Below are 26,681 nucleotides of genomic sequence, written 5' to 3'. Positions count from 1 at the left end.
GCTACGCGAGCTTCTTCGCGATGATCTCGTTGATCGACTTAGGGTCGGCCTTGCCCTGGGTCGCCTTCATGACCGCACCCACAATCGCGCCGGTGACCTTCGTGTTGCCGGCCTTGTACTTTTCCACGATATCCGGGTTCGCCGCGAGAGCTTCGTCGACTGCGGCTTCGATTGCGCCGTCGTCACGCACGACCTCGAGCCCGCGCTTGTCGACGACTTCGTCCACGCGGCCTTCACCCGCAATGACACCGTCAATGGTTTGACGGCCAAGCTTGGTGGTCAGCTTGCCTTCCTTCACCAGCTGCACCACCCGAGCCACATCGGCGGGCTCGACACCGAGGGAGTCCAAGTCGCGGCCAGCCTCGTTGGCCTTACCGGCGATGTAGGACACCCACCATGCGCGGGCTTCGTCCGGCGTCGTACCTGCCTCGACGGTGTCGACGATGAGATCGAGCGCGCCAGCATTGACCAGGTCGCGGAATTCCTTCTCCGGCAGCTGCCACTCCTCCTGGATGCGCGCGCGGCGCACCCACGGCAGCTCCGGCAGAGTCGCCCGGATCTCCTCGACCCACTCCGGCTTCGCAATCACCGGCGGCAGATCCGGGTCGTTGAAGTAGCGGTACTCGCTCGCCTCCTCCTTCGGGCGGCCCTTGGAGGTGGAGCCGTCAGTCTCCTGGTAGTGGCGGGTCTCCTGGACAATCTCTCCGCCGGCTTCGAGCACACCTGCGTGGCGCTGCATCTCGTAGCGCACCGCCTGCTCGACGGACTTGAGCGAGTTAATATTCTTCGTCTCGGTGCGGGTGCCGAATTCCTCCTGGCCCTTGGGGCGCAGGGAGACGTTCGCATCGCAGCGCATCGAGCCCTGGTCCATGCGCGCGTCGGACACGCCGAGCGCCTTGACCAGCTCGCGCAGCGCACCGACGTACGCACGGGCGACCTCTGGAGCGCGCTCCCCGGCGCCGACGATCGGCTTGGTCACGATCTCGATCAGCGGGATGCCCGCGCGGTTGCAGTCCACCAAAGACGCCGTCGCGCCGGAGATGCGGCCCGACGCGGAACCCAGGTGGGTCAGCTTGCCGGTGTCCTCCTCCATGTGGGCGCGCTCGATCTCGACGCGCCACTCGGTGCCGTCGTCGAGCACGACGTCGAGGTAGCCGTCGTACGCGATCGGTTCGTCGTACTGCGAGATCTGGTAGTTCTTCGGCTGGTCCGGGTAGAAGTAATTCTTGCGCGCGAAGCGGGACGACTCGGCGATCTTGCAATTGAGCGCCAGACCGATCTTGATGGCCCATTCCACGCCCTTGGCGTTGACCACCGGCAGAGCGCCCGGCAGACCGAGCGACACCGGGTCGATATTGGTATTCGGCTCCGCACCGAAGTGGGCCGAGGAGGTGGAGAACATCTTGGTCTCCGTGGACAGCTCCACGTGCACCTCGAGACCCATCACTGGGTCGTACTTTTCCAGGACGTCGCTGTAATCCATCAGGTCGTACGCAGTCATGGTTGCCAAGTGTAGTGCCCTTAGCCCTTCGCCGAGACGATAGCTCCTCTTACGCTTCCACCTGCGCCTTGTCTGGCTGCCCGGACTGCTCCTTTTTGTCCTTTGCGCGGAAAAGCAGCGCCAGGATCGCGCCGGAAATGTTGTGCCACACGGAGAACACCGCGCCCGGCAGCGCGGCCAGCGGGCTGAGATACGCCGCGGCGAGGGTGGCCGCCATACCCGAATTCTGCATGCCGACCTCCACGGCCATCGTGCGCGAGGATGCCTCCGGCTGGCCCGTCACCTTGCCGGTGACATAGCCGAGGATGTAGCCGAGACCGTTGTGCAGCACGACGGCGAGAAGCACGATGAGCCCCGCCTGCGCGAGCTTGTCGCGGGAGCCCGCCACGACGATGGCCACGATCGCCGCGATCGCCAACACGGAGACCCACGGCAGCGCCGGCAAGACCGCCGCGACAAATCGCGGTGCCAGCAAACGGACGAGCAGGCCGAGACCGACCGGCAGGATGACCATCTTCACGATCGACCACGCCATCGGCCCAGCGCTGACATCCATGTGCTCGCCCGCCAACCACAGGGTGAGCAGCGGCGTGAAGATCGGCGCGAGCAGCGTCGACACCGATGTCATGGTCACCGACAACGCGACATCGCCGCGCGCCAGGTAAGAGACCACATTCGACGAGGTTCCGCCCGGCGCGCAGCCGACCAGGATCACGCCCGCGGCGATCTCCGGCGGCAGGCGCAGCGCCCACGTCAGCGCGACAGCAGCAAGCGGCATGATCACGAACTGCGCCACCACGCCGATCACGACCGGCAGAGGCTTCTTGGCCACGAACACGAAGTCGTTGCCCGTCAGCGTCAGACCCATGCCGAACATGACCACGCCGAGCAGCCACGTCGTCCACCCGGAAATCGGTTCAACGACCCCGGGCGCGGCGAAGCCGATCACGCCGCCGGCGATCACCAGCAACGGGAAGCCGAGGGTGGCGACGAACGCCGAGCGCTCTTCCGCGCGCCGGCTCTGGGCAAGATTCATAGATTCCATACTGTGGACTATAGCGTCCATATAGCGGGATTCCTGCAACAGGGGGTCAAGCCGTTGCCTCCCACACCTCGCGGTAGCTCGCCGCAAGCGATTCGACGGTCTCATGCGCGTTCAGCCCGCTCGGATTCCCCACCACCCACACGGGCACGCCCGCGATCATCCCGCTTTGCAACCCGCGCTGCGCTTTCCTCCTCCCGAATGCGCCGCGGTACGCACCGATGCCCGCGAACATCACGGCGCCAGGGCGATGCTTATCGACGACAGCCTCAAGCCTCTCCCCTCCCTCCACCAACTCTTCTGTGGCCAGGTCGGACGCTTTCGGTGTCATACGGGCAACGAGGTTGGTGAAGCCGATCCCCCGCTCTGCGAGCATCTTTGCGTCCTGTTCCGACAACCCCTCGCTGGCGTACACCCGGTACGGGGTGATGCCCGCTTTGTCGAGCGCAGGCCAGAAGCGGTTGCCCGGGTGTGCGAACGGCGCGTCCACTTCCTCGGACAGCGTTCCGGGATTGATGCCCACGATGAGCAGACGGCAAGGATTGGGAATCCGGTCATGCATGTTTTCCGACCTTAGTGCGGCATTCCGTTATTTCACTGCGGCCATGAGCGCTACATTGAACATATGTGGACCGATGAAGTGCAAAAACTCAAGAAGGAACGAAACGCCGTTATTCTGGCGCATAACTACCAGATCCCGGAGATCCAGGACATCGCGGATTTCACCGGCGATTCCCTAGCGCTGTCCCGGATTGCGGCCGACACGGACGCCGATGTCATCGTCTTCTGCGGCGTGCACTTCATGGCGGAAAGCGCGAAGATCCTCAGCCCCGACAAGACCGTGCTCATCCCGGACGAAGCCGCCGGTTGTTCCCTCGCCGATTCGATCACCGCCGAGCAGCTGCGCGAGTGGAAGGCCGAGCACCCGGGCGCCGTGGTGGTCAGCTACGTCAACACCACAGCGGATGTGAAGGCCCTCACCGATGTGTGCTGCACGTCCTCCAATGCCGTCGACGTGGTCAATTCCATCGACCCCGACGCAGAGATCCTCTTCTGTCCGGATCAATTCCTCGGCGCGCACGTCAAACGGCAAACCGGCCGCGAGAATATCCGCATCTGGGCCGGCGAATGCCACGTGCACGCCGGCATCAACGGCAAGGAGCTCGCCGACCAGGCAGCCGCGCACCCGGATGCTCCCCTGTACATCCACCCGGAGTGCGGTTGCGCGAATTCAGCGATCTATCTCGCCAGCGAGGGCGTCATCGCCCCGGAGCGCGTGCACATGCTCTCCACCGGCGGCATGCTGGACCAGGCGGACCGGGACACTGAAGGCACAGTCCTCGTGGCTACCGAGGTGGGCATGCTCCACCAACTGCAGAAGAAATCCCCGCTGGCGGACTTCCAGCCCGTCAACCCCCAGGCCTCCTGCAAATACATGAAAATGATCACCCCGGAGAAACTCGTGGCCAGCCTTCGGGACATGCGCGACGAAGTCACTGTGCCCGAGGAGACCGCCGCGAAGGCGCGCCAGTCGCTGGAGCGCATGATCGCCATCGGCAACCCGGGCAGCGGAGAGTGACCCGCGGATGAGTGCACCACTGAATAAAGACGCCGCGCTGCGCCTCATCCGCCTCGGCCTCGAGGAAGATTTCACGCACGGCCCCGACGCCACGACCGAGGCGACTGTCGACGCCGACGCCCACCTCACCGCCATCGTCGTCCCACGCACACCCGGCGTGGTCGCGGGCCTGGACACCGTCGCGTGGACCATGCACGAAGTCAGCCCAGACATCGACGTGGCGGTCCACGCGGCCGACGGCGACCTAGTCGCGCCAGGCGACCGTCTCGCGACAGTCTCCGGCCCCGCGCGGTCGATCCTCTCTGCTGAACGCACGGCACTGAATCTGCTCACCTACGCCAGCGGCATCGCTACCCGCACGCACGAGTGGACCCGACAGCTCGCAGGAACCGGCACCAGAGTCCGCGATTCCCGCAAGACCTTGCCCGGATACCGCGACCTAGCTAAATACGCGGTGCGGTGCGGCGGCGGAGTCAACCACCGAATGAGCCTGGGCGACGCCGTTCTCATCAAGGACAATCACGTTGCCAGCGTCGGAACCGTGGCAGAAGCGTACCGGCGCACCACCGCCGCCTTCCCGGACCTGCCCCGCGAAGTTGAAGTCGACGACCTCGGCCAGCTTGAAGCAGTCCTGGCATTCACACCAGATCTGGTCATGCTGGATAATTTCGGCGTGGAGGCGACACGGGAAGCCGTCGATAAGCGCGATGCCCTGTCCCCCGGGACGAAGCTGGAATCCTCGGGCGGATTGACGCTCGACCGAGCCCGCGCCTACGCGGAGACCGGCGTGGATTTTCTCGCGGTCGGCGCGCTCACGCACTCGGTTGCCATCCTCGACATCGGACTGGACGCCGTATAGCAGTGATAGCCGCCGTTATGTAGCATGATCGGCGTTATGAATGATTTGAAATCCTCCCGGGCACCGATCGTGCTCGGGCTTATTCTTTTATTCCTCGTCGCCGCCGCGCTGGCCTTTCCGCGCGTTGTCGACGCCACCACGACACCCGAAGAGTCCCAGGTGCCCGACAACCCTGTGGAGTTGGGCAGCATTGGCGTGCCCGACGAGAACGGCGGGCAGCTTGTGTGCAGCAACCCGGCGGGCTTCGCGGAAAGCACGAAGGCGTGGGATTGCGATTCGACGCGCATTCTTGGCCGCTCCGAACCGGCACCCAACAACGCAGAGAAAGCCCTCGCCCGCTTCTACCGCAGAGTGACACTCGACCGGAACGTGGAAACCGGCAACGTCGGGTCCCCGCGTGAAGGCGTGCATGTGAAGCGCACCGAGGCAGACGCCGAACGCCATCTCGTGGCCGTCTCCATTGCCGACGGGCAGACCACCCGCTACTTCTCTTTCGGCGGGGACGACGCAGAAGAGCTCGCCCAACGTTTGATCGACTCCGCTGACGTGAACACTGATAGTTCCGCTGACGATTCCGAGGAAACGGAGGGCGACTAGTGACCGACAAAATGAACCTCATCCTCCGCATCGCAGGAATCCTGATCCTCCTCGCCTCCGCTGTCTGGTCGGTTATCTACTTCAGCCAGCTCCCCTTCAACGCAACGATCGCGGCAATGAGCGCATTGCTCGCGGCGCTGTGGTTACTGCTGGCGTGGCTTCTGCTGCGCAACCACCCGGGTCGCCCTGTTCATTCCTCTCCCGCCTTCATCTTCGCGGGGTTCGTCTCAGGTATGGCTCTGTGCGCCCCTTCAGTGACCACGAATGAATCCATCATCGCCTTCAAGGATTGGCTGGGCTTGGGCAGTTTGGGATTCGCTCTGCTGAGCCCCACAGCCGAGGAGCTATTCAAATTCGCCACGGTGTTCATCCTGAGCACCATGATCTTCCGCATCCGCCGCCCCATTGAGGCCGTGACCATCGCGATTGCCGTCGGTTTCGGCTTCGCGGCGCTGGAGAACGCCACCTACATCTTGAAAGCGGCGCTCGACAACCTCAACTCCGATGTCGAGGGCTCGCTCATGGGGTATGCCGCCCGGACCGTCCCTGGACCATGGGGCCACTCGCTCTACCTCGGTCTCTCGGCATGGGGCCTCGGCGTCTTCTTGTGCCGCACGGACAAATCTCTCGGCTGGCGCATCGGCCAACTGGTCATCTGGTACTTCCTCGGATTCGCCATTCACTCGATCTTCAACGCCTCAACCGAGCTACCCGGCGAGATCGTCCCGCTGGTGGCGTTGATCGCGGTCATTGCGTTCACCTGGATCGGCGGAATCTGGCTCTACCTACACACCCGCAAGATCGGCCGCCGAGACATCGCGGAGACGACTGAGGGGACTGAATCCGCCTCGCATGGAGCTTCCGCAGCGACTGTTGAGGAAGTTTCAGCCCGAGAAGCCAGGCAGCGGTCTTAAGCGCGCAGCCGCGCCTGAAGCGCGGTCTTAACCTCGGGCCACTCGGTGTCCAAGATGGAGTAGACGCACGTGTCGCGCACGAGGCCGCTTTTGAGGATCTTGTGGCGACGTAGTACCCCGTCGAGCTTGGCACCGAGGCTCTCGATCGCGGCGCGCGACTGCCGGTTCATGAAGTGCGTGCGGATCTCCACGCGCAGGCACCCCAGGTCCTCGAACGCGCGCTGCAGCATGAGGAGCTTCGCCGCTTTATTGAACGGCGCACCCTGAGCGTCTTTAGTGATCCACGTCGACCCGATCTCGATGCTTCGGTTCACGGGATCCGGGTGCAGGAACGTGGTCACGCCGATGGCGTTGTCGGCCGGGTCGACGATCGCCCACGGGGCGCGCTCGCCGCGCTCCTGATCGGCGAGGTTCTTCTCGATGTATTCCGGCACGCCGCCAGGCGTGGGAATGTGGTCCTGGTACCACAGGTCACACAAGTCCCCGACGGCTAACGCCAGAGCCGCCGCATGATCGAGGCTCAACGGTTCGAGAGTGACCCACTGGTTGCTCAGGGTGGGGTTGTCGCAAAAATTCACTGCGTCCTCCGGAAATAGTCGACGGTCCGTGCCACGCCTTCGTCGAGGCAGACGGTGGGCTCCCACCCGAGTATCTCCTTCGCGCGGGCGGCGGAGAGGGCGGAGCGGGGGACGTCGCCAAGCCGCGGCGGGAAATTCTGGGGCGCATCGGGCGCGCCCGCATGTTTGGCTACCAACGTGTGCAATTCGCGGTCAGTCGTCTCCACAGAGGTGCCGATATTGAAGCGCACCCCGTCGCCGCGCTCACCCGCCGCGAGGACGAATGCGCGCGCGACATCGCCCACGTAAACATAGTCGCGCGTGTTCGTGCCGCCGCCGAAAATCTTCGTCGGACGGCCATGCAAGAGGTTCTCCGAGAAAATCGCCACGACCCCGGCTTCGCCGTGCGGGTTCTGCCGCGGGCCGTACACATTCGCCGGCGCGATGAAACTCGCTTGCATTCCGTACAGATGGCGATAAATGCCCAGGTATTGCTCACCAGCGAGCTTCGACGCGGCATACGGCGAGTGCGGGTCGACCGGGAAGGACTCGTCGACGGGAAACTCGCTGGGTGTGCCGTAAATCGAGCCGCCCGACGAGGTGTGCACGATCTTGCGCACGCCAGCCTTCCGCGCGGCTTCCGCGACATTGATCGTGCCCAGAATATTCGCCTGCGCATCGAGGATCGGGTCTTCGACGGATTTGCGCACGTCGATCTGCGCGGCGAGGTGGAAGATCACTTCAGGAGCAAGCTTATCGACGACATCTGCTAGCCCCTTATCCCCCACGTCCCCCTCGACGAGCTCGACTGCAGTCTGGTGGCTGATGTTTTCGAGCCGACCGCTGCTCAAATTGTCCAGCACGGCGACCTCGTGGCCTGCCATGACGAGCTGATCGACGAGATGAGATCCAATGAAGCCGGCACCGCCGGTGACGAGAGTTCGCACGCGGTGATTCTAACTGACGGCTATCCGAACATGGACCGCGCCGTGCGGATACGGCGCTCCGGCACGCGCTTGAGGTTCTCCACCGCATCGCCGAGCGGGACGAGCGTGATGTCCTCGCCGCGCAGCGCGACCGTCGTGCCGAAATTGCCCTCGTGCGCCGCGCGCGCGGCGTGCACGCCGTAACGTGTCGCCAGCACCCGGTCGTAGGCCGTCGGCGTGCCGCCGCGCTGCGTGTGGCCGAGCACCGTCGTGCGCACGTCGTAGCCCAGGCGGCGGTGGATCTCGTCGCCGATGATCTGGCCCATGCCAGTGAATGTCTTGTGGCCGAATTCGTCTTCTTCGCCAAGTCCCGCGTCCATCGTGCCTTCCTTCGGCACGGCGCCCTCGGCGACGACGATGATGCCGTATTTCTCCCCCATCTGGAAGCGGCGCTCCATCGCCTTGCAGATGTCCTCGATATCGAAGGGGTCCTCAGGAATCACCGTGTAGTGCGCGCCGCCGGCCATACCCGCGTGCAGGGCGATCCAGCCGACGTGGCGGCCCATCACCTCGACGATGAGGATGCGGTTGTGCGATTCCGCCGTGGTGTGCAGACGGTCGATCGCGTCCGTGGCCACCGACACCGCGGTGTCGAAGCCGAAGGTGTAGTCGGTGGCGTTGACGTCGTTATCGATCGTCTTCGGCACGCCCACCACCGGAATGCCGTTGTCGGAGAGCCACTTGGCACCCTTGAGCGTGCCTTCGCCGCCGATCGGGATCAGCGCGTCGATGCCCGCGTCGTCGAGGTTCGCCTTGATCTGGTCGATGCCCGCCTTGAATTTATCCGGGTGGAGGCGGCCGGTGCCCAGGATCGTGCCGCCGCGCAGCAGGATAGAGTCGATGAACGCGTCGTCGTACAAGTCCGTGCGCAGGTCGTCCATGAGACCCACCCAGCCGTCCTGGTAACCGACGACCGTGGACCCGAATTCTGAGCTGGCGGTACGGACGATGGCACGGATGACAGCATTGAGGCCGGGGCAGTCGCCGCCGGAGGTGAGAGTGGCTAGGCGCATGCGCTCCACACTAGCGCGATTGCGCGGGGATGTCCGTACGAAGAAAGACCGACGCGGCCGCCCCGATGGCCAGCACGATCGCCGACAGCAAGATCGCAGGTCCAGCGGTAGAAGCGACCTGGCCGGAGGCAAGGACTGCGCCGGTCAACGCCACGCCGACGACGCTGCCGATCTGGCGCAGCGTGTTGTACACCCCGCTGGCCGCCCCGGCGGCGTAATCCGGCACATTGCGCATCGTCGTGGTGGCATTGGGCGCCCAGACGAAGGCGCTGCCAAGTCCCAACAGCGCGGTCACAAGCGCGAACCAACGGTAGTCGGCAGCAGAAACTGTGATGGACCAGGCGATGATGAGAGCGGCCACCATCGTCGCAAAGCCCGCAGTGCACAAAAGTCTGGCGCTGATTTTGTCTGACAGCGCTCCGGCCCACGGGGTGAGCAGCATGGCCACCACCGACATCGGGGCCGTGAGTAGGCCGGCGGTCTGTGCGCTGACACCTGCGACGGTTTGCAGCCAGTACATGACCGGGATGAACATCGCCGCGACCGCGAAACCCATGGCGACAATGGCAGAGGTGCCCAGGACGAAGTTGCGGTCACGGTAGAGCTCACGGGGAACAAATGAAGACGATCGCGCCAGGAAAAGCACCACGATCGCGCCCCCGACCAGCGGGATCCACGAGCCGAAGTGGATGCCGTACACCAACGCGCCAAGGCCGACGAAAGACATCGCCGCAGCGCCGACAGGGATGAGTGCGGAAGTTGGAGCGAGACGCGGAAGCCAGAAGGCGGCCAGGACGAGGCCGACCCCGGCAATGCCGGCCTGCAGGATGAAGGTTGAGCGCCAACCGAAACTGCCCACGAAAACTCCGCCAACAATAGGGCCGAGCAGCGATCCGACCGAGCCGACAACGCCCCAGAATCCGAATGCCTTACCCCTGCCGTCGGAAGGGAAAATGCGATTGATCAAGCCGAATGCCTGCGGCAGGAAAATCGCGGAACCAAGGCCTTGCAGCGCACGGGCTATCACAATGACCGGCCACGACCATGACACCGCCGCGAGCACCAGGCTGGCTGCGTACGTGCCCAACCCAGCGAGGTAGACAGCGCGCTGGCCGTACTTGTCCCCCAGCCTGCCGGTCACCGGCATCGGCACGACCGTGCACAACAGGTAGATGCTGGTGAGCCACACCGCGCCGGACACTTCAGCCGGAAGGTGCGGTGTGATCACCGGGATGAGGCCCTGATCGAACATGATCAGGAAATACCCGATCGTCAGCGCCGACAGCGCGAACCAGGGCCGCGAACCGTGCAAGAAACCTACGCCCTGCCGGCCTCAAAAGCGGCGCCGACGCGGTAGAGGCGCTCATCGGCGAAGGCTGGAGCAATGAGCTGGAGGCCCACCGGCAGCCCAGTGTCGGACGCCGTGCCGGCAGGCACGCTCATGCCGGGCAGGCCCGCGAGGTTGAGTGGCAGCGTGAACAGGTCGAAGTTGTACATCGCCAGCGGGTCATCCACCTTGTCACCGAGTTTGAAGGCCGTCGTCGGAGTGGCCGGGCCAGCAATGACGTCTACCTGTGCGAAGGCCTTCTGGAAGTCCTGCGCAACAAGGGTGCGAATGCGCTGGGCCTGCAGGTAGTAGGCGTCGTAGTAACCGACCGACAGTGCGTAGGTGCCCAGAATGATACGGCGCTTGACCTCGTCGCCGAAGCCGTCGCCGCGGGTGCGCGCCATGACCTCCTCGGCGGATCCTTCACCCTTGCGCTGGCCGTACCGCATGCCGTCGAAACGTGCCAGGTTCGACGAGACCTCGGAGGTCTGGATGATGTAGTACGCACCCATGACGTGCTCGAAATTCGGGCAGTCTACTTCGACAATCTCCGCGCCCTGCTTCTCCAGTTGAGCGAATGCTGCGTCGATAGCCTCGACGACGCCAGATTGAGTGCCCTCACCGCCGAACTGCTTCACGCGGCCCACCTTGACGCCAGACAGGTCGCCGGACGCACCCTGTTTCGCAGCTTCGACCACAGAGCTGACGGGGCGGTCCACGCTGGTCGCGTCGTACTCGTCGTGGCCGGCAATGACCTCGTGCAGCAGCGCCGCGTCGAGAACAGAGTTGGCGCATGGGCCGCACTGGTCCAGGGAGGAGGCATTGGCGATCATGCCGTACCGGGATACAGCACCGTAGGTCGGCTTCACACCGACAGTGCCGGTGAGCGACGCCGGCTGGCGGATCGAGCCGCCGGTGTCGGTGCCGATGCCCAGCGGAGCCTGGTTGGAAGCCAGCGCTGCAGCTGTGCCGCCGCCGGAACCGCCTGGAGTGCGCTCCAGGTCGTGCGGGTTGCGGGTGATCTTGTACGCGGAGTTCTCGGTCGAGGAGCCCATGGCGAACTCGTCGAGGTTCGTCTTGCCCAGGATCGGGATCTTTGCCTCGCGGATCTTGGTCACGATCGTGGCGTCGTACGGGCTCATGTAGCCCTCGAGCATCTTCGAGGCCGCAGTTGTGGGAGCGTCGGTGGTGACAAACAGGTCTTTCAGCGCCAGCGGCACGCCAGCCAGCGGGGAGGCAGGTTCTTTACCGGCGGCGACCTGCGCGTCGACCTCATCAGCGACCTGCAATGCTTCTTCTGCCCCGATGTGCAGGAAGGCGCCGATGTCGCCGTCGGTCTGAGCGATCTTGTCCAGGAACGCTTGCGTGACCTCGCGGGAGGTCACCTCACCAGCTTGGATCTTTTCTGCCAGTTCGTGTGCGGACAGTTCGGTCCAGTTCGCCATTGTTTACTCCTCCCCCAGAATCTGCGGAACCATGAAGCGGTCTTCTTCGACCTCTGGTGCCTGGTCGAGCGCCTGCTCTTGAGTCAGGGTGGGGCGCACAATGTCGGGGCGCATGCCCGCGTCAATGGAGTGCGGGTGGCTCATCGGCTCCACGCCCTCAGTGTCCACGGCCTGCACTGCTGACACGGCTTCCACAATGGTGTCCAGCTGGCCTGCTAGCTGATCCAGTTCTTCCTCGCTCACGGCGATGCGTGCCAGACGCGCGATGCCTGCGACCTCGTCGCGGGAAATTCCTGAGGCTTCAGCCACGTTGTCCCACCTTCTTCAATCTTCGGGTTGTGGTTAACGCGCCTTATCTTACGTCAAGCTGGGTTCATCATCCGCGAGCGGTAAGCCGCACCTTAAGCGATGCCCATCCGCCCACCGGGTGAACCTCCCGCTCCCCATCGCCGGCTGGCGAAAGCTCCGCCGCGGCGCACAGCTCCTCAGTCAACGCCTGTAGCTCAATCACCGAGAGCTCCTTGCCCGGGCAGGCGTGCGGGCCAGCACCCCACACCAGGTTCTCCCCCGCGTTCTTCTCCGGGTCGAAGCCGTCAACGTCCGGGAAAGTCTCAGGGTCGCGGTTCGCCGCTGTCCAGTGAATGCGCACCCGCTGCCCCTCGGGAAGATCGACCCCGCCAAGAGTCACGGGGCACGTGGTGACGCGGCGGTTGCTCACAAACGGGGAGTCTGCGCGAAGCATCTCATCGACCATCGCGGTGAACTCGACGCGAAAAACACCCTGACGCAGACGCTCCTGCAACTCTGGGCGTGCGAGGAGGGCCTCCACGATGACTCCTACGCAGTAGGCCATAGAGCTCAGATCCCCGGCCGTCCAGTTGCGGAGCACAGAGACGACCTCCTCGAACTCCAGCGGGCGCCCCAAACTCTCGTCGTGAACAAGGCGTGAGGTCACAGAATCATCGGGATTCTCTCGCAACGGTTCGACGACGGAACGAATAATGTCATCGAAACGCCGTGCGACTTCGGCCGTGCGCTCGAGTTGCCCGGAGCGGGTGGCAGCGTTGTTATCTGCCACCCATACGACGAGCTCGTCGTTGACTGCAGAAGGCCATCCAAGCCAGGCCGTCATCGCGCGCACTGCGTACTGCGTGCCCAGGTCTCCTACCGCATCTGCAGTGCCGTGCGCGAGCGCATCATTGATGATCTCGCGTGCGATCTCCCGCAGAACGGGTTCGAGCCCTTCGACTGCAGGGGCATCCAGGTAGCGCTCGATCATTTCGCGGACTTTAGCGTGCTGCTCGCCGTCGAGCCCGTTGGGCAGCTGCATGAAGCGCGACACTGCGGATGAGTAATGTTCGGGATTCTCAGCGACTTCGCGAGCGAGGTCGTGGCCGGCGACAACGACCTCATCGCCGTCCTTCGCCAATTTGTTCCCAGCACTGTGGAGGGCGTCTGCATATTGTCGGGGTTCGGTTCCTGCAAACGTCGATTCGTGCAGTTCGTGGGGCTGCATCTTGTACCTCTCATGCGGTTGGGGGTGTCTAAAACCCGATCGTACGCCCGCCCACGATTCTGCGAGTTGATATAAATAAGGCCATGTCCTACCTAATCCGCGTGGTTCTTCCTGACACCCCTGGCAGCCTTGGTGAGCTGGCAGAGGCTTTCGGCATGGCTGATGCGAACATCAAATCAGTGGATATCGTGGAGTCCACCTACGCGGACGGCCAGCCGGTGGTCACCGACGATATCGTCGTCGATCTGCCCACAGGCGGCATGGTCGACTCGATCATTACTGCCGCAGCTGCACTGGATGGCGTTGAGGTCGATTCGATCCGGCCATTCACCGGCCGCGTCGACCGCCGCGGTCAAGTGGAAATGCTTGCCCGGGTGGCTGGTCAAGTCCACAACCTTCCAAAAGCGATGGAGGAGCTTGTGTCAGTCATGCCCCAGGCGTTGACTTCTTCATGGGCAGTCGTACTGCGCGAGACCGGAGACGGCATCGAGCGCGTCGCAGCGTCGCAAGCAGCGCCAGCCGACGACGGCTCTGTGCCTGCGCTTATCGACGCACCCGAGGCCCGCATCCTCCGCGACGACATCGACACGTGGGTACCCGAATCCTGGTGGCTGCTGGACTCCACCTTGGCAATCACGCCGCTGGCATCGTCGGGCCTTTTCCTTGTCATCGGCCGCACTGGCGGGCCGGACTTCCTCGCCTCCGAGGTGACACACATTGGGGACCTGGGGGCGATTGTGGGCGCGCTCGTCCGCTAGCGCGAGCTACGTCTACTTAAGGCAGACGCCCGCCTTACCCCATCGCGAAGCTTGTATGCCGACGAGTACAGCGGACCACGCAGCCAGCAACCACCAAATGAACACTGGGACATCGCCATTCCAGCTCGCTCTTCGCGCCAAAAGACAGACGACGAGAATGACGCTGCTCATGGTCAGCAGGGAGATAACGCGGGAGCGGCGGACTTCGTAGCGACCGTCAAGCTTTGCGATCCAGCCAGTGTCATGAAGCGAGCCGACGTGGTGGTAGCCGGCACCGGCGGAACTAACGACGCAGGATCGCACCACGGACGGGATGCGTAATGGCGGCGATGCGTTCGACAGATTCGTCCCAACCGTGACCGATGAGTGAGTCAGCGCCGCGCTCCCACTGGTAGGAGCACTCGCGGCCCAAGACATACAGAACCCCCAAAGACGACGGAACCGAGGCTCGTTTCATTTGGCGCGTTGGACCGGTTCAAGGACTCGATGCCGTCCACGCCCCAGAAGTCTCCGGAGGACGTGTGACGGGGCGCAACTGATTCGAACGCGGCGACGCGTGTTTCGACTGCCTCTAAACGATCCCTCGGTTCTCGGCGTTCCACGCCAATAGAATCCGTTTCCGATCTGTCAGAATTTTGATGTTCCACACTCGACAAGTAAGGAATCGTCGCGTAACAATCAGCAAATAAACAAAAAGCGCGCCGAAGCGCGCTTGGAACTGCGGCGGACAGAAAACCACCGGGGCGAACGAGCACGTCCGCCCCGATCCCCCTTTGGGTAATGCCTTAGATGAAGCGGGCGATACCCGGCGCAAGTTCCGTCGCACCGGACTTCACGGATGCGATTTCCTGCCGGGGTGCCTCCGCCTGTGCCGGAGCCGGCGCTTCTGCGGGATGCTGTACAGGCTGTGCCGGCTGAAGCGCATCCGCAGGCGCGGGCGCTGGGGCATCTTCCGGAGCAGGCGCCGGGGCCTGCTCCGGAGCGGGTGCGGGCACCTCCTCGGGCGCAGGGGCCGGTGCTGGCTGCGGCAGCTGAGGCGGTTGCGGCAGCTGAGGCGGCTGCGGCGGCTCGAAGCCACCTTCAGAGCTCAAAGCGGCACCCGCGGCGAAGCTGGATCCAGCGAGAGCCAGGGCGCCGGCGGTGATACCAATGATTACACCAATGCGGCGAGAGTCGGCGTGACTCTCTGGAGCAGCAGCGACGTTTGCGACGCTACCCAGACACAAAGTGCAAGCGACGGTGGCGGCAACGAGTTTATTTCTCATCTCATTCCTTAATCCCTTAATCGGGCGTGCGTGATGTGGAAGGTTTCCTTTTAAACGATCCAGAATCTATCAGACGGTCAACAGCTCATCAACATTTACTCAGCGATTTGCAAGATTTCGCCAGAGTGCGTCGAGTGCGCCAGAAAGGCCAGGTACGGATAGTCCGGAGCCGGGCCTTTTAACTAACCTCGATACGGTTTAGATGTAGGCGGGAACCAAGGGGGTCTTCTCGGTCGCGCCAGATTGAACAGACTGCACGGGCTGACGCGGAGTTTCAATTGGCGCCGCAGGCTGAGCGGGGGCGACAGGCTGCTCGACAACGGGCTGCCCGACAGCGGGTTGCTCAACGGCAGGCTGTTCCTCGACCGGTTCCTCCGGCACCGGAGGCTGCTCGGGCTCTGGCTGCGGCGGCACCGCAGTGTTATCCATGGCGGACGAGGCAGCGACTCCCAATCCGACGACTGCGGCAGTTCCGGCAATGACAGCGAGGGCGATACCGAGGCTACTTTGAGCTTGGGCATCGGCTTCCGGAACCGAGACCGCTGCTCCAGTCGCGAGAGATCCAGCAATGACAAGGGAAAGCAACTTCTTCTTCATGCCCATGAAATTACCAGCCACTTGTCACTTCAACAACAGAAACACTTATTCGCCACAATTATTTACTCCTTGCTATTCTGCATCACCGGTCTCAAGGAGTGTCCGGAACTGATCTTCGTCGAGGATTGTGATGCCAAGGTCCCGCGCCTTTGTCTCCTTGGACCCCGCGTTCTCCCCGACCACTACGTAGTCAGTCTTCTTCGACACGGAGCCAGCCGCCTTGCCGCCGCGCGAGAGGATCGCTTCTTTCGCACCGTCGCGACTGAAGTTCTCCAGCGATCCGGTCACCACAACCGTCAACCCCTCGAGGGTCTGCTCGAGATCGGAGGCTTCGTCCTCCATGTTCACTCCGGCGGCCTCCCACTTGCGCACAATGTCGCAGTGCCAGTCGACCTCGAACCACTCCTTGAAGGACTCGGCGATGATGCTGCCCACGCCGTCAGTGCCGGCGAGGTCGTCGACGGAAGCGTCGAGAAGCTTTTCCATGCTTCCGTAGCGCGATGCGAGCGCCCGGGCAGCTGTCGGACCGACGTGGCGGATCGACAACGCGACGAGGACACGCCACAGCTCTTTTTCCTTGGCCTGCTCGAGATTGGCCAGCAGCTTCTTGCCGGAAGCGTTCACTGTGCCGGCCTTGGTGGTGTACACCGAGGACTTCTCAAGGTCGGATTCGGTGAGGGTGAAAAGGTCGCCTTCGTCGATAAGCACGCCCGAAGCGATGAGGTCTTGCGCACCCTTCTCGCCGAGAGCCTCAATGTCGAACGCGCCGCGGGACGCGAGGTACTCCAAGCGTTGGCCGAGCTGAGCGGGACACGAGCGGGTGTTCGGGCAGCGCCAGTCAGCATCGCCTTCCTTGGCGGGAGCAAGCTTCGTGCCACACACCGGGCAATTCTCCGGGAAGACGAACTCCTTCTCAGTGCCGTCACGCAGGTCGGCGACAGGGCCAAGGACCTCCGGGATGATCTCCCCAGCCTTGCGGACGACGACGGTGTCGCCGATCAGCACACCCTTGCGCTTGACCTCGTGCTGGTTGTGCAGCGTGGCCATGGATACCGTCGATCCGGACACAAACACCGGCTCGAGCACAGCGAACGGCGTCGCGCGGCCGGTGCGGCCGACAGAGACGGCGATGTCCTTGAGCTTCGTGGTCACCTCTTCCGGCGGGTATTTGTAGGCGATCGCCCAACGCGGGGCGCGGGAAGTAAATCCGAGCTGGCGCTGGGCAGCTAGATCGTCGACCTTGATCACCAAGCCGTCCATCTCGTGGATCGCGTCGTGGCGGTGATCGGCCCAGTACTCGACGGTTTTCTGCACTTCCTCGGCAGTCTCCGCTCGCTTGGTGTATTCACTGACGGGCAGACCCCACGCCGCGAGCTTCTCGTAGGCATCATGCTGCGAGGAGAACTCAACCCCCTCGCGGGCGCCGATGCCGTGGCAGATCATGCGCAGCTTACGGTTGCGGACCTTCTCCGGATCCTTCTGACGCAGGCCGCCGGCTGCCGTGTTGCGGGGGTTAGCAAAAGGCTTGCCGCCTTCCTTTTGGCGCAGCTCGTTGAGCTCCGGGAAGTCCTCCGGGCGGATGAACACCTCACCGCGGACCTCCAACAATGCCGGGAAGTCACCGGTGAGCTCGTGCGGAATGTCGTCGATGACGCGGGCGTTAGCGGTGATGTTCTCCCCCACCCTGCCATCGCCGCGAGTGGCAGCGCGGGTAAATTGGCCGTTTTCGTAGACCAAGTCAATGGACACACCGTCGATCTTCAGCTCAGTGAGATACGGCCCTGGGGTCTTGGTCAACCAGTCGGCCAATTCCTCAGCGGAGAACACATTGTCCAAGCTCATCATCGGCTCAAGGTGCTCGACATCCTCGAATGCCGTGCTCGTGGGTGCCGCGCCGACTTCCTTTGTTGGCGAGTCAGGCACAGCGAGCTCCGGGTGATCCTCCTCCAGCTGCTGCAACCGGCGGAACATCTCGTCGAACTCCGCGTCCGCGATCACGGGGGCGCCGTTGTAATAGAGGTCGCGGTGATGGCGGACCTCCTTCGCCAGCTCGTTCCACTGGCGCAGCAGGTCTTCACTAACTTGAGCTTCAGTCACGGAATTCAAGTGTAGAGATGACTCACCACTGAGGGTCGTTAACGTCAACGCCTTCCGCAGCAGCCTGCGCCTCGACCAGCTCGAGAAGAAAGTCCTGCGCGCCTGCGTAGGCGTCGTGGAAGCGTGCGTCGGCCACGTACATCCGCGCGAGGATGAGTTGGCGCGACGGTGTCGCCTCGTACCACTGGCCGATCATTGCCCGGTGTCGGTCGACGATCTGCCGCGCTTGCGCGGATCCCGGCGCGACCCCGCCATCGCGGGCGGCGACAAGGTCAGCTGCGAACTCTTCCTGCTCACGCTGCAGACGGGCGAAGTCCTCCTTCACCATGCCGGCCAGCACCTCCTGGGACTGAGCCCACTCGGCCGTGTCACCCCAGCGCTGCTCTGCCTCCTCCTGGTACTCCGGCATCTTCTCCCCGAGGTACGCCGTCATGGCGTCCATGTCGATGGTCCCGTTCTCAGATTGCGCAATCAACTTGTCCACTGCAGCGATCTGCTCACGCATGACGCTGAGCTGCCCACCCAGCACGTCACGATGTTTCAGGAGCGCAGTGTGAAGGGTGTGGGCAGGGGCGTCGATAAGCACTGCGATGCTCTCGAGCGCGATGCCGACACCGCGGTAGAGCGCGATTGCGGCCGCGCGTTCGATGTCCGCGTCGCAGTACTCGCGGTAGCCAGCGCTCGTGCGTTCTGGTGCCAGTAGGCCAAGGCTCTCCCAGTGGCGCAAGGCCTTCGCGCTCACACCCACAATGTCTGCGACTTCGCTGATGGAGTAGCTCATACGACAAGTGTGAACCTTGACCCTGGGGCAAGGTCAATGGGGTTGTCCGTGTGCTCATTAGAATGAGGGGCATGGCTGCCACCTTCAACGCCTCGCGCATGCTCTCCTTTGATTTGGAGACCACGTCCGCGAACCCGCGCGAAGCGAGAATTGTCACCTCAGCGCTGGTGCGTATCGACGGCTCTTCCATGACCGCCAACGAAACCCTCGCCGACCCAGGTGTAGACATCCCGGAGCAGGCGGCGCGCATCCACGGCATCACCACGGAAAAAGCACGCGCTGAGGGGCGGCCCCATGACGACGTGCTCCAGGAGACGGTAGCCGCGATCAAGCAAGCGTGGGATGAAGGCTTGACCTTGGTCGTCTTCAATGCGCCCTATGACCTGTCCGTGCTGCGCGCACTCACCGGCGATTTCACGGTGACGGGGCCGGTGTTCGACCCACTGCTCATTGACCGCGCGATGGACCGTTACCGCAAGGGCGGTAAGCGAAACTTGGGTGCGTTGTCGGAGTTCTACGGGGTGAGCTTAGACAACGCGCACGAGGCGACATCGGATGCTACCGCTGCCGCGCGCATCGCGTGGAAACAGGTGAACAAGGTCTGGCCGCAGCTGTCCCAGATGGAACTCGACGAACTCATGGAATTCCAGGCCGTGCAGCACTTCGAAATTCAAACGGAGTTCCGTAAATTCTGCGAATCCCGCGGGCGGGACACCACAGGCATCACCACAGCCTGGCCGATGCTCAACTAGGCGCAGTTCAGCTCAGCTAACCGAGGTACTGCTGCGCCTGGCCGACGAACTCACTGACGCCCTGTTCGTCACCGCCGTTTTCGACGTAGTCGCTCGTGCCGTCAGTGAACTCGAAAACCAGCGACCCAGACATCGGTTCCTGGGTGATCCGGGCGATGTCCTCCACCGGACGGGTCTTCTCCTCGCTACCGTTGCTGTAGCTCAAGGTTGTGGCATCGAGCCGCGCATAACGGGTAGAACCCAAGAAGAAGAACGGCAACGCAAAACCCATTGCGATGGGAAAAGCAATGATGTAGCTATCAAGCAACTCCCCGAAGACGAAAAATAGCGGCACCGCCATAAGCGCGAGCACCCACATGTGATTCTGGCTCTTTTCCCACGAAAGCTTTGCCTCGCTCATGGAAGTCAGACTACCCGTCAACGACGGAACCTGCCCGAGATCTAGATTGCATCATTGCCACGTCATGCAACTATGACCTGGTCTTTTACGACGTTTCCGCGGCGCCTATGTCAACTAGATCTTGGGGCCAGCGCCTCCACCATCTCCACCGCGGCGCGATAGTTGTGGGCAGTGGCCAGCAAGGTCGGGGCAGGCTCGGCGTACACGTCGAATCCGTGCTGCGCCGGGTCGAGCTGTATCCGGTCGAAGAGCGCGAAGACGTCGTTCGGTTCCATCACCGGGAACGCAGCCCGGGCACCGCGGTCGAGAGCTTCGCCCAGCCCGTCGGTATCCACCGCACGCCCGACGGTGAACCAATCCGCGCCGCACACTGGCCGCGACGCGTTGAGCAGGTGCGGACCGAACACCCCCAAGCGTTCGAGGACGTCGTCTTCACTCACCGGCGGGATGTCCTCATAGTCCGTCGTTCCCTGCAACGCACCGCGCACAACCGCGTCGAGCTTCGGCTCATCGAGCTGCAAGACAGTCGTTGCACCCATGCGCTTTTCGACGTCCCGTCTGTGCTCCCCCACAGCCTCCACCAGCGCGTCAGTGATGTCGCGGAGAGCCCCGTGATCCGTGATCATGCGGTGCCCGTTCGGCATCTCAATCTCAGCGGCAAGCGTCCATGGGCCAACCAGCTGGATTTTGAGCGCCGGCACTTTGCCCGCCCACAGTTCCTCAAGCAGGTCGAGATCGCGCATCCACTGGTCGCGAGCGCGCATGGTCGCAATCTGCGGGCGGGCGTGAATCTGCCAACTGCGCGGACCAATGTCGACGTTGAGGGGAAGCAACGCGGCAGTACGGCCGATGACATCAGATCCGGCTCCGCGCTCCGGGAGGTGGGGAATGTGCGGCAGCGGGCTTTCGGACAGCACCACGTCTGCCGCGGCGACGAGGTCGGTGCCGGGGACAGGGCCCAGTCCGAAGGCTGTGGGAGCGGCATCGGCAGGATCAGCCATGGATGCGCCTGTTCTGCTCCCGCAAGCCAGCTACGAAATCTTCGGCGCTGGGGCGGTGGCTGCCGACACCGATCTTGACGGTGCGCCCATCATGAAAGGAGAGCACGACGGCGCGGGTGGAGCGGTTGACGTCGACAAGCGTCGTCGACGCGTCGGGCGCGAGCGTCCCCCACGGCTTTGTCACGCGCTCATCTGCGGGGAGGTCTTCCACGCTCGCTCCCTTGATGCGGGTGAGCGGAATCTCGTCCTGGGGGCGCGGGTAGCGGCCGAACCGGAGCACATCCCCGTCGATGTGGAGGAAGGTGCCGATGCGGTGAACCACCGTGGTGACGACGGCGATGATAAGCAGAAGGAGGATGCCGATGACCGTTGGTAACCCCTGCGTTGCGATGAGTCCGATGACCCCGCCCGCGATGAGCACGAGTGCCCCGAGCAGGCCCAGGCGCCACGGAAGCGACAGGGGGTTGATCCAGATGAGGTGCTTGTCCACGTTAGTGAGGATAGCGGAGCTGAAGAGCAGCCCCGGACCTACTCGGTACCGCAGATCGTGCCGGACCCGAGCACGACATCGCCCTCGCCGTCGGGATCCGGCAGATAGAGCACGGCGGCCTGGCCGCGTGCCACGCCAGAGAGCGGCTCGGCCAGCTCGAGGGTCATCGTGTCAGCGTCCAGGTCAACATGGGCGGTGCAGGACACAACTCCCCCATGCGCGCGGATCTGCACGAGTGCCTCGAAGGTGCCGGCCATCGCCTCGTGCAGGATCTTGAGTCGGTCGGCGTGAATAGTGCGCACGTGGAGTGCGGCGCGCGGGCCGACAGTGACTGTGCCGGTCGCGGCGTCGATATCAGTGACGTAGCGCGGCTGGCCATCGGCAGCGGGAACACGGATGTTCAAGCCCTTGCGCTGGCCAATCGTGTACTGGAAAGCGCCGTCGTGCTCCTTGAGTTCCGCACCCGACTCGTCGACGATCATGCCGGGGCGCATGCCAATGGATCGGCCGAGGAAGGCCTGAGTGTTTCCGTCGGGGATGAAGCAGATGTCGTAGGAGTCGGGCTTTGCCGCCGTCGAAAAGCCGTGGGCGGCCGCTTCCTCGCGGATCTGGGGCTTCTCAGTGTCGCCGACCGGGAAGATGCAGCGGTCGAGCTCGTCGCGGGTCATCACGCCAAGCACGTAAGACTGATCTTTCTGCGGGTCGATGGAGCGGCGCAGGTTACCGGCGCCGTCGATCAACGCGTAGTGCCCTGTCGCGATCGCATCGAAGCCGAGCTGGAGTGCGCGCTCGAGAAGTGCTGCGAACTTGATTTTCTCGTTGCAGCGCAGGCACGGGTTCGGTGTCTCACCGCGGGCGTAACTGTCGACGAAATCGTCGATGACGTCTTCCTTGAAGCGGTCCGAGAAGTCCCACACGTAGAAAGGTATGCCCAGTTTGTCGCAGACCCGGCGCGCGTCAGCGGAGTCCTCGAGCGAGCAGCATCCGCGTGCGGACTCGCGGGTCTGCTGCGCGTCCTTGCTCAAGGCGAGGTGAACGCCGACGACGTCGTGCCCGGCACGCACAAGACGCGCCGCCGCCACAGAGGAATCGACGCCGCCGCTCATTGCTGCCAAAACTCGCACGGTGCGAGAGTGTAGTCGCCCACGTCGCGGAGACGAAACGGCTGAGCCGGCGCACATCCGTCTGTAGTCTCGACCTTCATGGCGCACGACAGCGAATTCCATGAGATCGACACCGGCGTCGCCGAGATCATTCACGAGCCGGACGGGTCGATGCTGCTCATGGTCAACGGGGTGCCCAGCTCGCATATAGTCCCCGGCGAGCCGGAGCGTCTCGATTTCGAGTACATGCGGTGGATCGCCGCGGCAGTGGAGACCCGGACTTGGGAGAAGCCGCGGCTGACGCACCTGGGCGGCGGGGGCTGCACACTCGCGCGCTACTTCGCGCACGTGTGGCCGCATTCGCGCAACACGGTCGTGGAATGGGACATGGACTTGGCGGTGCTAGCCCGGGACAAGTTCGACATCCCGCGCAAACCCGCAGTGAAAATCCGTGTCGGTGACGCACGCGAAGAGACCGACGGTTTCGTCGACGCCAGCCGCGACGTGATCATCCGCGACGTGTTCGAGTCCGCGACCACACCGCGCAGCTTGACGACGGTCGAGTTCTACCAGGCCTGCTCACGTTCCCTCTCCGCGGACGGCCTGTACGTGGCTAACTGCGGCTCCCACGGCGACCTGAAGGAAGCACGCGAAGAGCTTGCGGGAATGGCGGAGGTCTTCGAGCACCTGGCCGTGATCGCGGATCCGCCGATGCTCAAAGGCCGGCGGTACGGAAACATCGTGCTGCTCGGCTCAGCGGTGGAGATAGAAGAAACCCCCGAGCTGACCAAACGGTTGCTCGGGGGTGCCGTTCCTGCCCACTTCAAAGATGACTCGTGGGCGAGGAACCTCGCGTCTTCTGGTGTCGTTCGGCGGGACCCGCCTATTGCCTAGAACGCTGCTACGTATTGGCCTTTACTTGTTGGCGTTGTCTAGCAGGATGAGCAGGTCACCGACGGAGTACTCGCTGTCGAGCATCATTTTGTTCAGGTCCTCGACCGGCAGCTCGCCGTTCTCCAGCTGGATGCGGGCGGTGTCGGCGATGTTGCGAGCATCCTGCGGGTCGAAACCGAAGGTCTTCGCAGCTTCCTCCACCTGCTGGCTCTCCACAATCCCGGAGGTCAACCCCAGGATCGCGGCGACGAGCGCGGTGTTGTTCTTCTCCAGGACCTCCAGCGAGTCAGAGATCTCGCTTTCGATTTCGGTGTCCTGGAACTGTTCGAGCACACCGCCAGTGGCGTTCAATTCGCCGGCACTGAAACGGGCGAATTGGCCCTGGTTACCGTTGAACATATTCGTGTCCACCGGGGTGTTGATGCCGGAGATGCGGCCGTTGTCGGAGCGCTGCCAGATGTCCACCTTGTCCCAGCCGCCGACGGGGCGCGGTGCCTTGTTCTGCCAGGCCGCCAGCCACAGCGGGTAGTTGGAGAACTCGTCGGTGTCCCCCATCTTCTCTTCCCAGAAGTAGCGGTAGGTGTAGATGATCGGGGTGCGGCCGGTCTCACTCTCCACGATCTCCATAAAGGTGCGGGTCCAGTCCTGGAGTTCTTCCGGACTCAGATCTTCATCGACCTCGAGGTCCAGCACCGGCGGCAGCGCGGTCTGCGGGCCGGTGTTGACCACGTTGGAGAAGTGGTGCGCCTGCGCAGAAGCATCACGGGCCGGGCGGGCAAAGTGGTACGCGCCGACAGCCAGGCCGTTATCCGCTGCTTCTTGAACGAACTTGTGGAAGGACTTGTCAGTGAAGTCGGTTCCTTCAGTCGCCTTCACAAAGGCGAAGCGTTGATTGTCACCCTTGACGGCATCCCAATCGATAGGTGTTTCTCCCCCGGTGTTCTGGTGGTTGGAGACATCCACGCCGTTGACGAAGTTGGCGTCGGTGTTGGCGTTGACCGGGCCGGCCACGAGTGCTGTGGCAAACAGGGCAACGGCACCGAAAAGGGCAGCAGGGCGCAAGGATCGAGTCATCATAGGTGCAACGGTAAACCACAAACGTCACAAGATTCACATACGACACGCAAATTTACCTGTGACCCATGAATTAAAACGTGGCGCGCTCAATGACCTCCGGAAGAGCAGCCACCACAGCGTCTACATCCTCTCGCATTGTCGTCCGCCCAAGCGTGAACCGCAACGCGCCGTCAGATCCCACACCCATCGCCTCAAGCACGTGGCTGGGCTGGTTCACCCCGCTGTTGCAGGCGGAACCGGTGGAGGCTTCGATGCCGAGGCCGTCGAGAAGCATGATCATCGCATCGCCGTTCGCACCGGGGAACGTGAAGTGGGCGTGCCCTGGAAGGGCGGGCTCGGTCGTCGTCACGCGTGCGGTGCTTATCTCTGCCGTGACGCCGCTGATCAGTCGGTCTCGCAGTGAACTGACTCGCGCGCGTTCGCTTTCCATCTCCCCGACGGCTTCTTTCAGCGCCGCCGCGGTAGCGATGGCAGATGCTGCGTCGACGGTGCCGGGGCGGATCCCGCGTTCCTGTCCCCCGCCGTGGATGACAGGTTCGAGCTTCGGGCTGCGGCGGGCAAGCAGAAGACCCACGCCACGTGGCCCGCCGAATTTGTGGGCGGATGCCGCTAGCGTGCTGAATTGGTGCGCGTGAAAGTCGACGGGTATATGCCCCACGACTTGCACCGCGTCGACGTGCACAGGAGTGCCGGCGGCCGCGGCACACGCCGCGATGTCCTCTACAGGCTGGATTGCCCCGGTCTCGTTGTTCGCCCACATGCACGTCGCCAGGGCGGCGGGCTGATCGAGAATCTCGGTCGGCTCGACGTGACCGGAGACGCTTACCGGGAGTAGCTCGACCTCAGCGCCCGGCAGCTTTTCGACGGCTTCCCGCACCGCCGGATGCTCAATCCCCGTCGAGATGACGCGGTGGGACGGGCTGGCGTGGAACAACCCCTGAACGGCCAGGTTGTCTGCTTCCGTGCCGGATCCGGTGAAGATGACCTCGATCGGGTCAGCGCCGAGCAGCGCCGCGATAGTCTCCCGAGCCTCGGACAGGACAGCGTTCGCTGCGCGGCCGGAACCGTATTGCGAAGCCGGATTGAGTAGGTGGGCGTGCTCCGCCCAGGCATCCACCGCCACCTGACGGATGGGCGTGGTGGCGGCGTGGTCGAAGTACCTAACGGCGGTTCTCAAGGGCCTTGATGAGCTCGGGAACGAAATCCTCGATGTCGGCGACGACACCGATGTCCGCAATGGCGAAGATCGGCTCGTCGCGCTCCTGGTTCACAGCCACGATCGTTCCGGAAGTCTGCATACCGGAGGTGTGCTGGATCGCACCGGAGATGCCCAGGGCGATGTACAGGTCCGGGGACACAGTCGCACCGGTCTGGCCGATCTGCGTTTCGGGGGCGGCCCAGCCTAGGTCGACGATGTCGCGGGTGGAGCCGGTAGCGGCACCGAGAACGTCGGCAAGCTTCTCCACGTAGTCGCTATAGCCTTCCTCCGAGGCGACACCGCGGCCGCCGGAGACAACGGTCGACGCGGCGGTGAGCTCCGGGCGGTCAGCGCGAGCCTTCGGGGTGAAGCCCTTCACGGTCACATCGCGGTCGGTCTTGGCGGGCAACGGCATCGAGGCGAGCTCGCCTGCAGCCTCCTGGGGCTGGGCTTTCACGGAGCCAGGGCGCAGAGTGAAGATCGGGGTCTCTCCCCCGGCCACGGCAGTGGTGGTGTAGCTGCCGCCGAAAATCTCGTGGTGGCCCGCTTTGTTCGCCTCGATAACGGTGACATTGGCCAGCACACCGGCGCCAAGTCGCGCGCCGAGACGGCCGGCAATCTCGTTGCCGCTCACTGTCGCCGCGATGACGATCGGCGCGGGGTTGGCGGCACCGAGAGCCTGGAGCGCGTCGACCTCTGGGGTGATCAGACGCTCGTCATAATCCTCCGTAGATGCGTCGATGACCTGGGCGGCACCGAGGCGAGCGAGTTCTGGCGCAAGGTGCTCGGCGACGCCAGGTTTGCCAACGACCACGACGGACACGACCCCCAGGTCGCGGGCGGCGGTGATCAGCTCGCCGGTGATGGGACTGAGTTCACGGCCCGCTTCCGAGCCGGCGTGTTCTGCAAGTACGTACACGTGCATGATGTGG

Annotated in this window: 29 protein-coding genes; 7 read left to right on the top strand and 22 right to left on the bottom strand. The window is 63.6% G+C overall.

The genetic code is table 11. The annotated features are described in order from the left end of the window. Position 1: 1 nt before the first annotated feature. From gatB to KBX07_RS01025, 3 genes are read right to left on the bottom strand one after another with little or no spacing between them, the layout of a single operon-like run. The gene (gene gatB / locus KBX07_RS01035) at positions 2 to 1,501 is read right to left on the bottom strand and encodes an Asp-tRNA(Asn)/Glu-tRNA(Gln) amidotransferase subunit GatB (protein ID WP_256022636.1); all 1,500 of its coding nucleotides are present in this window, start codon (positions 1,499 to 1,501) and stop codon (positions 2 to 4) included. A 49-nt stretch (positions 1,502 to 1,550) separates the two neighbouring features. Continuing rightward, on the bottom strand, positions 1,551 to 2,546 hold the full coding sequence (locus KBX07_RS01030) for a bile acid:sodium symporter family protein (RefSeq protein ID WP_050748818.1): 996 nt from the start codon (positions 2,544 to 2,546) through the stop codon (positions 1,551 to 1,553). Between the two features lie 46 nt (positions 2,547 to 2,592). Further along, positions 2,593 to 3,105 carry a mismatch-specific DNA-glycosylase gene (locus KBX07_RS01025; RefSeq protein WP_005290455.1) on the bottom strand — a complete coding sequence of 171 codons (513 nt, stop codon included), beginning with the start codon at positions 3,103 to 3,105 and terminating at the stop codon, positions 2,593 to 2,595. Positions 3,106 to 3,168: 63 nt separating this feature from the next. Here KBX07_RS01025 and nadA point away from each other — a divergent pair, with 63 nt between their 5' ends. Genes nadA through KBX07_RS01005 form a run of 4 tightly spaced genes read left to right on the top strand, consistent with a single transcriptional unit; the run spans position 3,169 to position 6,492 of the window. After that, entirely contained in the window at positions 3,169 to 4,122 is a 954-nt protein-coding gene (nadA, locus tag KBX07_RS01020) for a quinolinate synthase NadA (RefSeq protein WP_255995169.1), read from the top strand. 7 nt (positions 4,123 to 4,129) lie between these two features. Further along, positions 4,130 to 4,981, top strand: a complete 852-nt coding sequence (gene nadC / locus KBX07_RS01015; protein ID WP_005290458.1) for a carboxylating nicotinate-nucleotide diphosphorylase — start codon at positions 4,130 to 4,132, stop codon at positions 4,979 to 4,981. 36 nt (positions 4,982 to 5,017) lie between these two features. Next, on the top strand, positions 5,018 to 5,578 hold the full coding sequence (locus tag KBX07_RS01010) for a hypothetical protein (protein ID WP_156774835.1): 561 nt from the start codon (positions 5,018 to 5,020) through the stop codon (positions 5,576 to 5,578). Then, positions 5,578 to 6,492: a PrsW family glutamic-type intramembrane protease gene (locus KBX07_RS01005; protein ID WP_005290463.1), complete on the top strand. Its 915-nt coding sequence runs from the start codon at positions 5,578 to 5,580 to the stop codon at positions 6,490 to 6,492. Before KBX07_RS01010 ends, KBX07_RS01005 begins: the two co-directional genes overlap by 1 nt. On the opposite strand, the gene KBX07_RS01000 is transcribed toward KBX07_RS01005, so the two are convergent. From KBX07_RS01000 to KBX07_RS00970, 7 genes are all read right to left on the bottom strand, one after another. Further along, a complete protein-coding gene (locus KBX07_RS01000) occupies positions 6,489 to 7,070 on the bottom strand; it encodes a GNAT family N-acetyltransferase (protein WP_256022634.1) in 582 nt (193 codons plus the stop codon). The two genes, KBX07_RS01005 and KBX07_RS01000, sit on opposite strands and share 4 nt — an antisense overlap. Then, positions 7,067 to 7,996 carry an NAD-dependent epimerase/dehydratase family protein gene (locus KBX07_RS00995; protein ID WP_256022632.1) on the bottom strand — a complete coding sequence of 310 codons (930 nt, stop codon included), beginning with the start codon at positions 7,994 to 7,996 and terminating at the stop codon, positions 7,067 to 7,069. The genes KBX07_RS01000 and KBX07_RS00995 overlap by 4 nt, the downstream gene beginning before the upstream one ends. A gap of 20 nt (positions 7,997 to 8,016) precedes the next feature. Then, positions 8,017 to 9,048, bottom strand: a complete 1,032-nt coding sequence (locus KBX07_RS00990) for a 6-phosphofructokinase (protein ID WP_255995166.1) — start codon at positions 9,046 to 9,048, stop codon at positions 8,017 to 8,019. Between the two features lie 10 nt (positions 9,049 to 9,058). Then, positions 9,059 to 10,360 carry an MFS transporter gene (locus KBX07_RS00985; RefSeq protein ID WP_256022631.1) on the bottom strand — a complete coding sequence of 434 codons (1,302 nt, stop codon included), beginning with the start codon at positions 10,358 to 10,360 and terminating at the stop codon, positions 9,059 to 9,061. 5 nt (positions 10,361 to 10,365) lie between these two features. Then, positions 10,366 to 11,820 carry an Asp-tRNA(Asn)/Glu-tRNA(Gln) amidotransferase subunit GatA gene (gatA, locus tag KBX07_RS00980; protein ID WP_256022630.1) on the bottom strand — a complete coding sequence of 485 codons (1,455 nt, stop codon included), beginning with the start codon at positions 11,818 to 11,820 and terminating at the stop codon, positions 10,366 to 10,368. Between the two features lie 3 nt (positions 11,821 to 11,823). Next, positions 11,824 to 12,129 (bottom strand): Asp-tRNA(Asn)/Glu-tRNA(Gln) amidotransferase subunit GatC, encoded by a 306-nt coding sequence (gene gatC / locus KBX07_RS00975; protein WP_255995163.1) that lies wholly within the window; start codon positions 12,127 to 12,129, stop codon positions 11,824 to 11,826. 67 nt (positions 12,130 to 12,196) lie between these two features. Continuing rightward, positions 12,197 to 13,336, bottom strand: a complete 1,140-nt coding sequence (locus tag KBX07_RS00970) for a cytochrome P450 (RefSeq protein ID WP_256022628.1) — start codon at positions 13,334 to 13,336, stop codon at positions 12,197 to 12,199. 83 nt (positions 13,337 to 13,419) lie between these two features. On the opposite strand from KBX07_RS00970, the gene KBX07_RS00965 reads away from it, so the two are divergent. Further along, positions 13,420 to 14,094 (top strand): amino acid-binding ACT domain protein, encoded by a 675-nt coding sequence (locus tag KBX07_RS00965; RefSeq protein ID WP_256022627.1) that lies wholly within the window; start codon positions 13,420 to 13,422, stop codon positions 14,092 to 14,094. A 283-nt stretch (positions 14,095 to 14,377) separates the two neighbouring features. Here the strand turns inward: KBX07_RS00965 and KBX07_RS00960 are convergent, their stop codons facing one another. The 5 genes from KBX07_RS00960 to KBX07_RS00940 all read right to left on the bottom strand — a co-directional run bounded on the left by KBX07_RS00960 (position 14,378) and on the right by KBX07_RS00940 (position 18,834). Beyond that, positions 14,378 to 14,551 (bottom strand): hypothetical protein, encoded by a 174-nt coding sequence (locus tag KBX07_RS00960; protein ID WP_156774837.1) that lies wholly within the window; start codon positions 14,549 to 14,551, stop codon positions 14,378 to 14,380. A 328-nt stretch (positions 14,552 to 14,879) separates the two neighbouring features. Then, positions 14,880 to 15,359, bottom strand: coding sequence for a hypothetical protein (locus KBX07_RS00955; RefSeq protein WP_255995158.1), 480 nt, complete (start codon positions 15,357 to 15,359; stop codon positions 14,880 to 14,882). Positions 15,360 to 15,557: 198 nt separating this feature from the next. Next, positions 15,558 to 15,956 (bottom strand): hypothetical protein, encoded by a 399-nt coding sequence (locus tag KBX07_RS00950; RefSeq protein ID WP_156774838.1) that lies wholly within the window; start codon positions 15,954 to 15,956, stop codon positions 15,558 to 15,560. Positions 15,957 to 16,028: 72 nt separating this feature from the next. Next, a complete protein-coding gene (gene ligA, locus KBX07_RS00945; RefSeq protein ID WP_256022625.1) occupies positions 16,029 to 18,053 on the bottom strand; it encodes an NAD-dependent DNA ligase LigA in 2,025 nt (674 codons plus the stop codon). 22 nt (positions 18,054 to 18,075) lie between these two features. Beyond that, positions 18,076 to 18,834: a TipAS antibiotic-recognition domain-containing protein gene (locus KBX07_RS00940; protein WP_256022624.1), complete on the bottom strand. Its 759-nt coding sequence runs from the start codon at positions 18,832 to 18,834 to the stop codon at positions 18,076 to 18,078. 71 nt (positions 18,835 to 18,905) lie between these two features. Here KBX07_RS00940 and KBX07_RS00935 point away from each other — a divergent pair, with 71 nt between their 5' ends. After that, positions 18,906 to 19,586, top strand: a complete 681-nt coding sequence (locus KBX07_RS00935; protein ID WP_256022622.1) for a 3'-5' exonuclease — start codon at positions 18,906 to 18,908, stop codon at positions 19,584 to 19,586. Between the two features lie 16 nt (positions 19,587 to 19,602). Here KBX07_RS00935 and KBX07_RS00930 read toward each other — a convergent pair whose 3' ends face one another. The 4 genes from KBX07_RS00930 to mnmA all read right to left on the bottom strand — a co-directional run bounded on the left by KBX07_RS00930 (position 19,603) and on the right by mnmA (position 22,601). Further along, a complete protein-coding gene (locus KBX07_RS00930) occupies positions 19,603 to 19,986 on the bottom strand; it encodes a hypothetical protein (protein WP_256022620.1) in 384 nt (127 codons plus the stop codon). A gap of 110 nt (positions 19,987 to 20,096) precedes the next feature. Further along, entirely contained in the window at positions 20,097 to 20,987 is an 891-nt protein-coding gene (locus KBX07_RS00925) for a methionine synthase (RefSeq protein ID WP_256022618.1), read from the bottom strand. Beyond that, positions 20,980 to 21,477 (bottom strand): hypothetical protein, encoded by a 498-nt coding sequence (locus KBX07_RS00920; RefSeq protein ID WP_256022616.1) that lies wholly within the window; start codon positions 21,475 to 21,477, stop codon positions 20,980 to 20,982. Before KBX07_RS00920 ends, KBX07_RS00925 begins: the two co-directional genes overlap by 8 nt. A gap of 38 nt (positions 21,478 to 21,515) precedes the next feature. Next, complete coding sequence (mnmA, locus tag KBX07_RS00915; protein ID WP_256022615.1) at positions 21,516 to 22,601, bottom strand: tRNA 2-thiouridine(34) synthase MnmA; 1,086 nt, start codon at positions 22,599 to 22,601, stop codon at positions 21,516 to 21,518. Between the two features lie 78 nt (positions 22,602 to 22,679). On the opposite strand from mnmA, the gene KBX07_RS00910 reads away from it, so the two are divergent. After that, on the top strand, positions 22,680 to 23,474 hold the full coding sequence (locus KBX07_RS00910) for a spermidine synthase (protein WP_256022613.1): 795 nt from the start codon (positions 22,680 to 22,682) through the stop codon (positions 23,472 to 23,474). 21 nt (positions 23,475 to 23,495) lie between these two features. Here the strand turns inward: KBX07_RS00910 and KBX07_RS00905 are convergent, their stop codons facing one another. The 3 genes from KBX07_RS00905 to KBX07_RS00895 form a co-directional block, all read right to left on the bottom strand. Next, complete coding sequence (locus KBX07_RS00905; protein ID WP_256022611.1) at positions 23,496 to 24,551, bottom strand: glycoside hydrolase family 25 protein; 1,056 nt, start codon at positions 24,549 to 24,551, stop codon at positions 23,496 to 23,498. 70 nt (positions 24,552 to 24,621) lie between these two features. Continuing rightward, entirely contained in the window at positions 24,622 to 25,728 is a 1,107-nt protein-coding gene (locus KBX07_RS00900) for a cysteine desulfurase family protein (RefSeq protein ID WP_256022609.1), read from the bottom strand. Continuing rightward, positions 25,712 to 26,677: an electron transfer flavoprotein subunit alpha/FixB family protein gene (locus KBX07_RS00895; RefSeq protein WP_370687263.1), complete on the bottom strand. Its 966-nt coding sequence runs from the start codon at positions 26,675 to 26,677 to the stop codon at positions 25,712 to 25,714. The genes KBX07_RS00900 and KBX07_RS00895 overlap by 17 nt, the downstream gene beginning before the upstream one ends. Positions 26,678 to 26,681 lie beyond the last annotated feature (4 nt).

The sequence above is a fragment of the Corynebacterium sp. CCUG 70398 genome, assembly GCF_024454055.1.
Classification (GTDB): domain Bacteria; phylum Actinomycetota; class Actinomycetes; order Mycobacteriales; family Mycobacteriaceae; genus Corynebacterium; species Corynebacterium genitalium.
The sequence above is the reverse complement of the archived record's forward strand: the minus strand, read 5'-3'. Positions and strand labels throughout refer to the sequence as shown.

Excerpts from the sequence above, each read along its gene's own strand:
- gatB (WP_256022636.1), bottom strand. The coding sequence starts at position 1,501 with ATGACTGCGTACGACCTGATGGATTACAGCGACGTCCTGGAAAAGTAC.
- KBX07_RS01030 (WP_050748818.1), bottom strand. The coding sequence starts at position 2,546 with ATGGAATCTATGAATCTTGCCCAGAGCCGGCGCGCGGAAGAGCGCTCG.
- KBX07_RS01025 (WP_005290455.1), bottom strand. The coding sequence starts at position 3,105 with ATGCATGACCGGATTCCCAATCCTTGCCGTCTGCTCATCGTGGGCATC.
- nadA (WP_255995169.1), top strand. The coding sequence starts at position 3,169 with ATGTGGACCGATGAAGTGCAAAAACTCAAGAAGGAACGAAACGCCGTT.
- nadC (WP_005290458.1), top strand. The coding sequence starts at position 4,130 with ATGAGTGCACCACTGAATAAAGACGCCGCGCTGCGCCTCATCCGCCTC.
- KBX07_RS01010 (WP_156774835.1), top strand. The coding sequence starts at position 5,018 with ATGAATGATTTGAAATCCTCCCGGGCACCGATCGTGCTCGGGCTTATT.
- KBX07_RS00990 (WP_255995166.1), bottom strand. The coding sequence starts at position 9,048 with ATGCGCCTAGCCACTCTCACCTCCGGCGGCGACTGCCCCGGCCTCAAT.
- gatA (WP_256022630.1), bottom strand. The coding sequence starts at position 11,820 with ATGGCGAACTGGACCGAACTGTCCGCACACGAACTGGCAGAAAAGATC.
- KBX07_RS00970 (WP_256022628.1), bottom strand. The coding sequence starts at position 13,336 with ATGCAGCCCCACGAACTGCACGAATCGACGTTTGCAGGAACCGAACCC.
- KBX07_RS00965 (WP_256022627.1), top strand. The coding sequence starts at position 13,420 with ATGTCCTACCTAATCCGCGTGGTTCTTCCTGACACCCCTGGCAGCCTT.
- KBX07_RS00960 (WP_156774837.1), bottom strand. The coding sequence starts at position 14,551 with ATGAAACGAGCCTCGGTTCCGTCGTCTTTGGGGGTTCTGTATGTCTTG.
- KBX07_RS00955 (WP_255995158.1), bottom strand. The coding sequence starts at position 15,359 with ATGAGAAATAAACTCGTTGCCGCCACCGTCGCTTGCACTTTGTGTCTG.
- KBX07_RS00950 (WP_156774838.1), bottom strand. The coding sequence starts at position 15,956 with ATGAAGAAGAAGTTGCTTTCCCTTGTCATTGCTGGATCTCTCGCGACT.
- KBX07_RS00940 (WP_256022624.1), bottom strand. The coding sequence starts at position 18,834 with ATGAGCTACTCCATCAGCGAAGTCGCAGACATTGTGGGTGTGAGCGCG.
- KBX07_RS00935 (WP_256022622.1), top strand. The coding sequence starts at position 18,906 with ATGGCTGCCACCTTCAACGCCTCGCGCATGCTCTCCTTTGATTTGGAG.
- KBX07_RS00930 (WP_256022620.1), bottom strand. The coding sequence starts at position 19,986 with ATGAGCGAGGCAAAGCTTTCGTGGGAAAAGAGCCAGAATCACATGTGG.
- KBX07_RS00925 (WP_256022618.1), bottom strand. The coding sequence starts at position 20,987 with ATGGCTGATCCTGCCGATGCCGCTCCCACAGCCTTCGGACTGGGCCCT.
- KBX07_RS00910 (WP_256022613.1), top strand. The coding sequence starts at position 22,680 with ATGGCGCACGACAGCGAATTCCATGAGATCGACACCGGCGTCGCCGAG.
- KBX07_RS00905 (WP_256022611.1), bottom strand. The coding sequence starts at position 24,551 with ATGATGACTCGATCCTTGCGCCCTGCTGCCCTTTTCGGTGCCGTTGCC.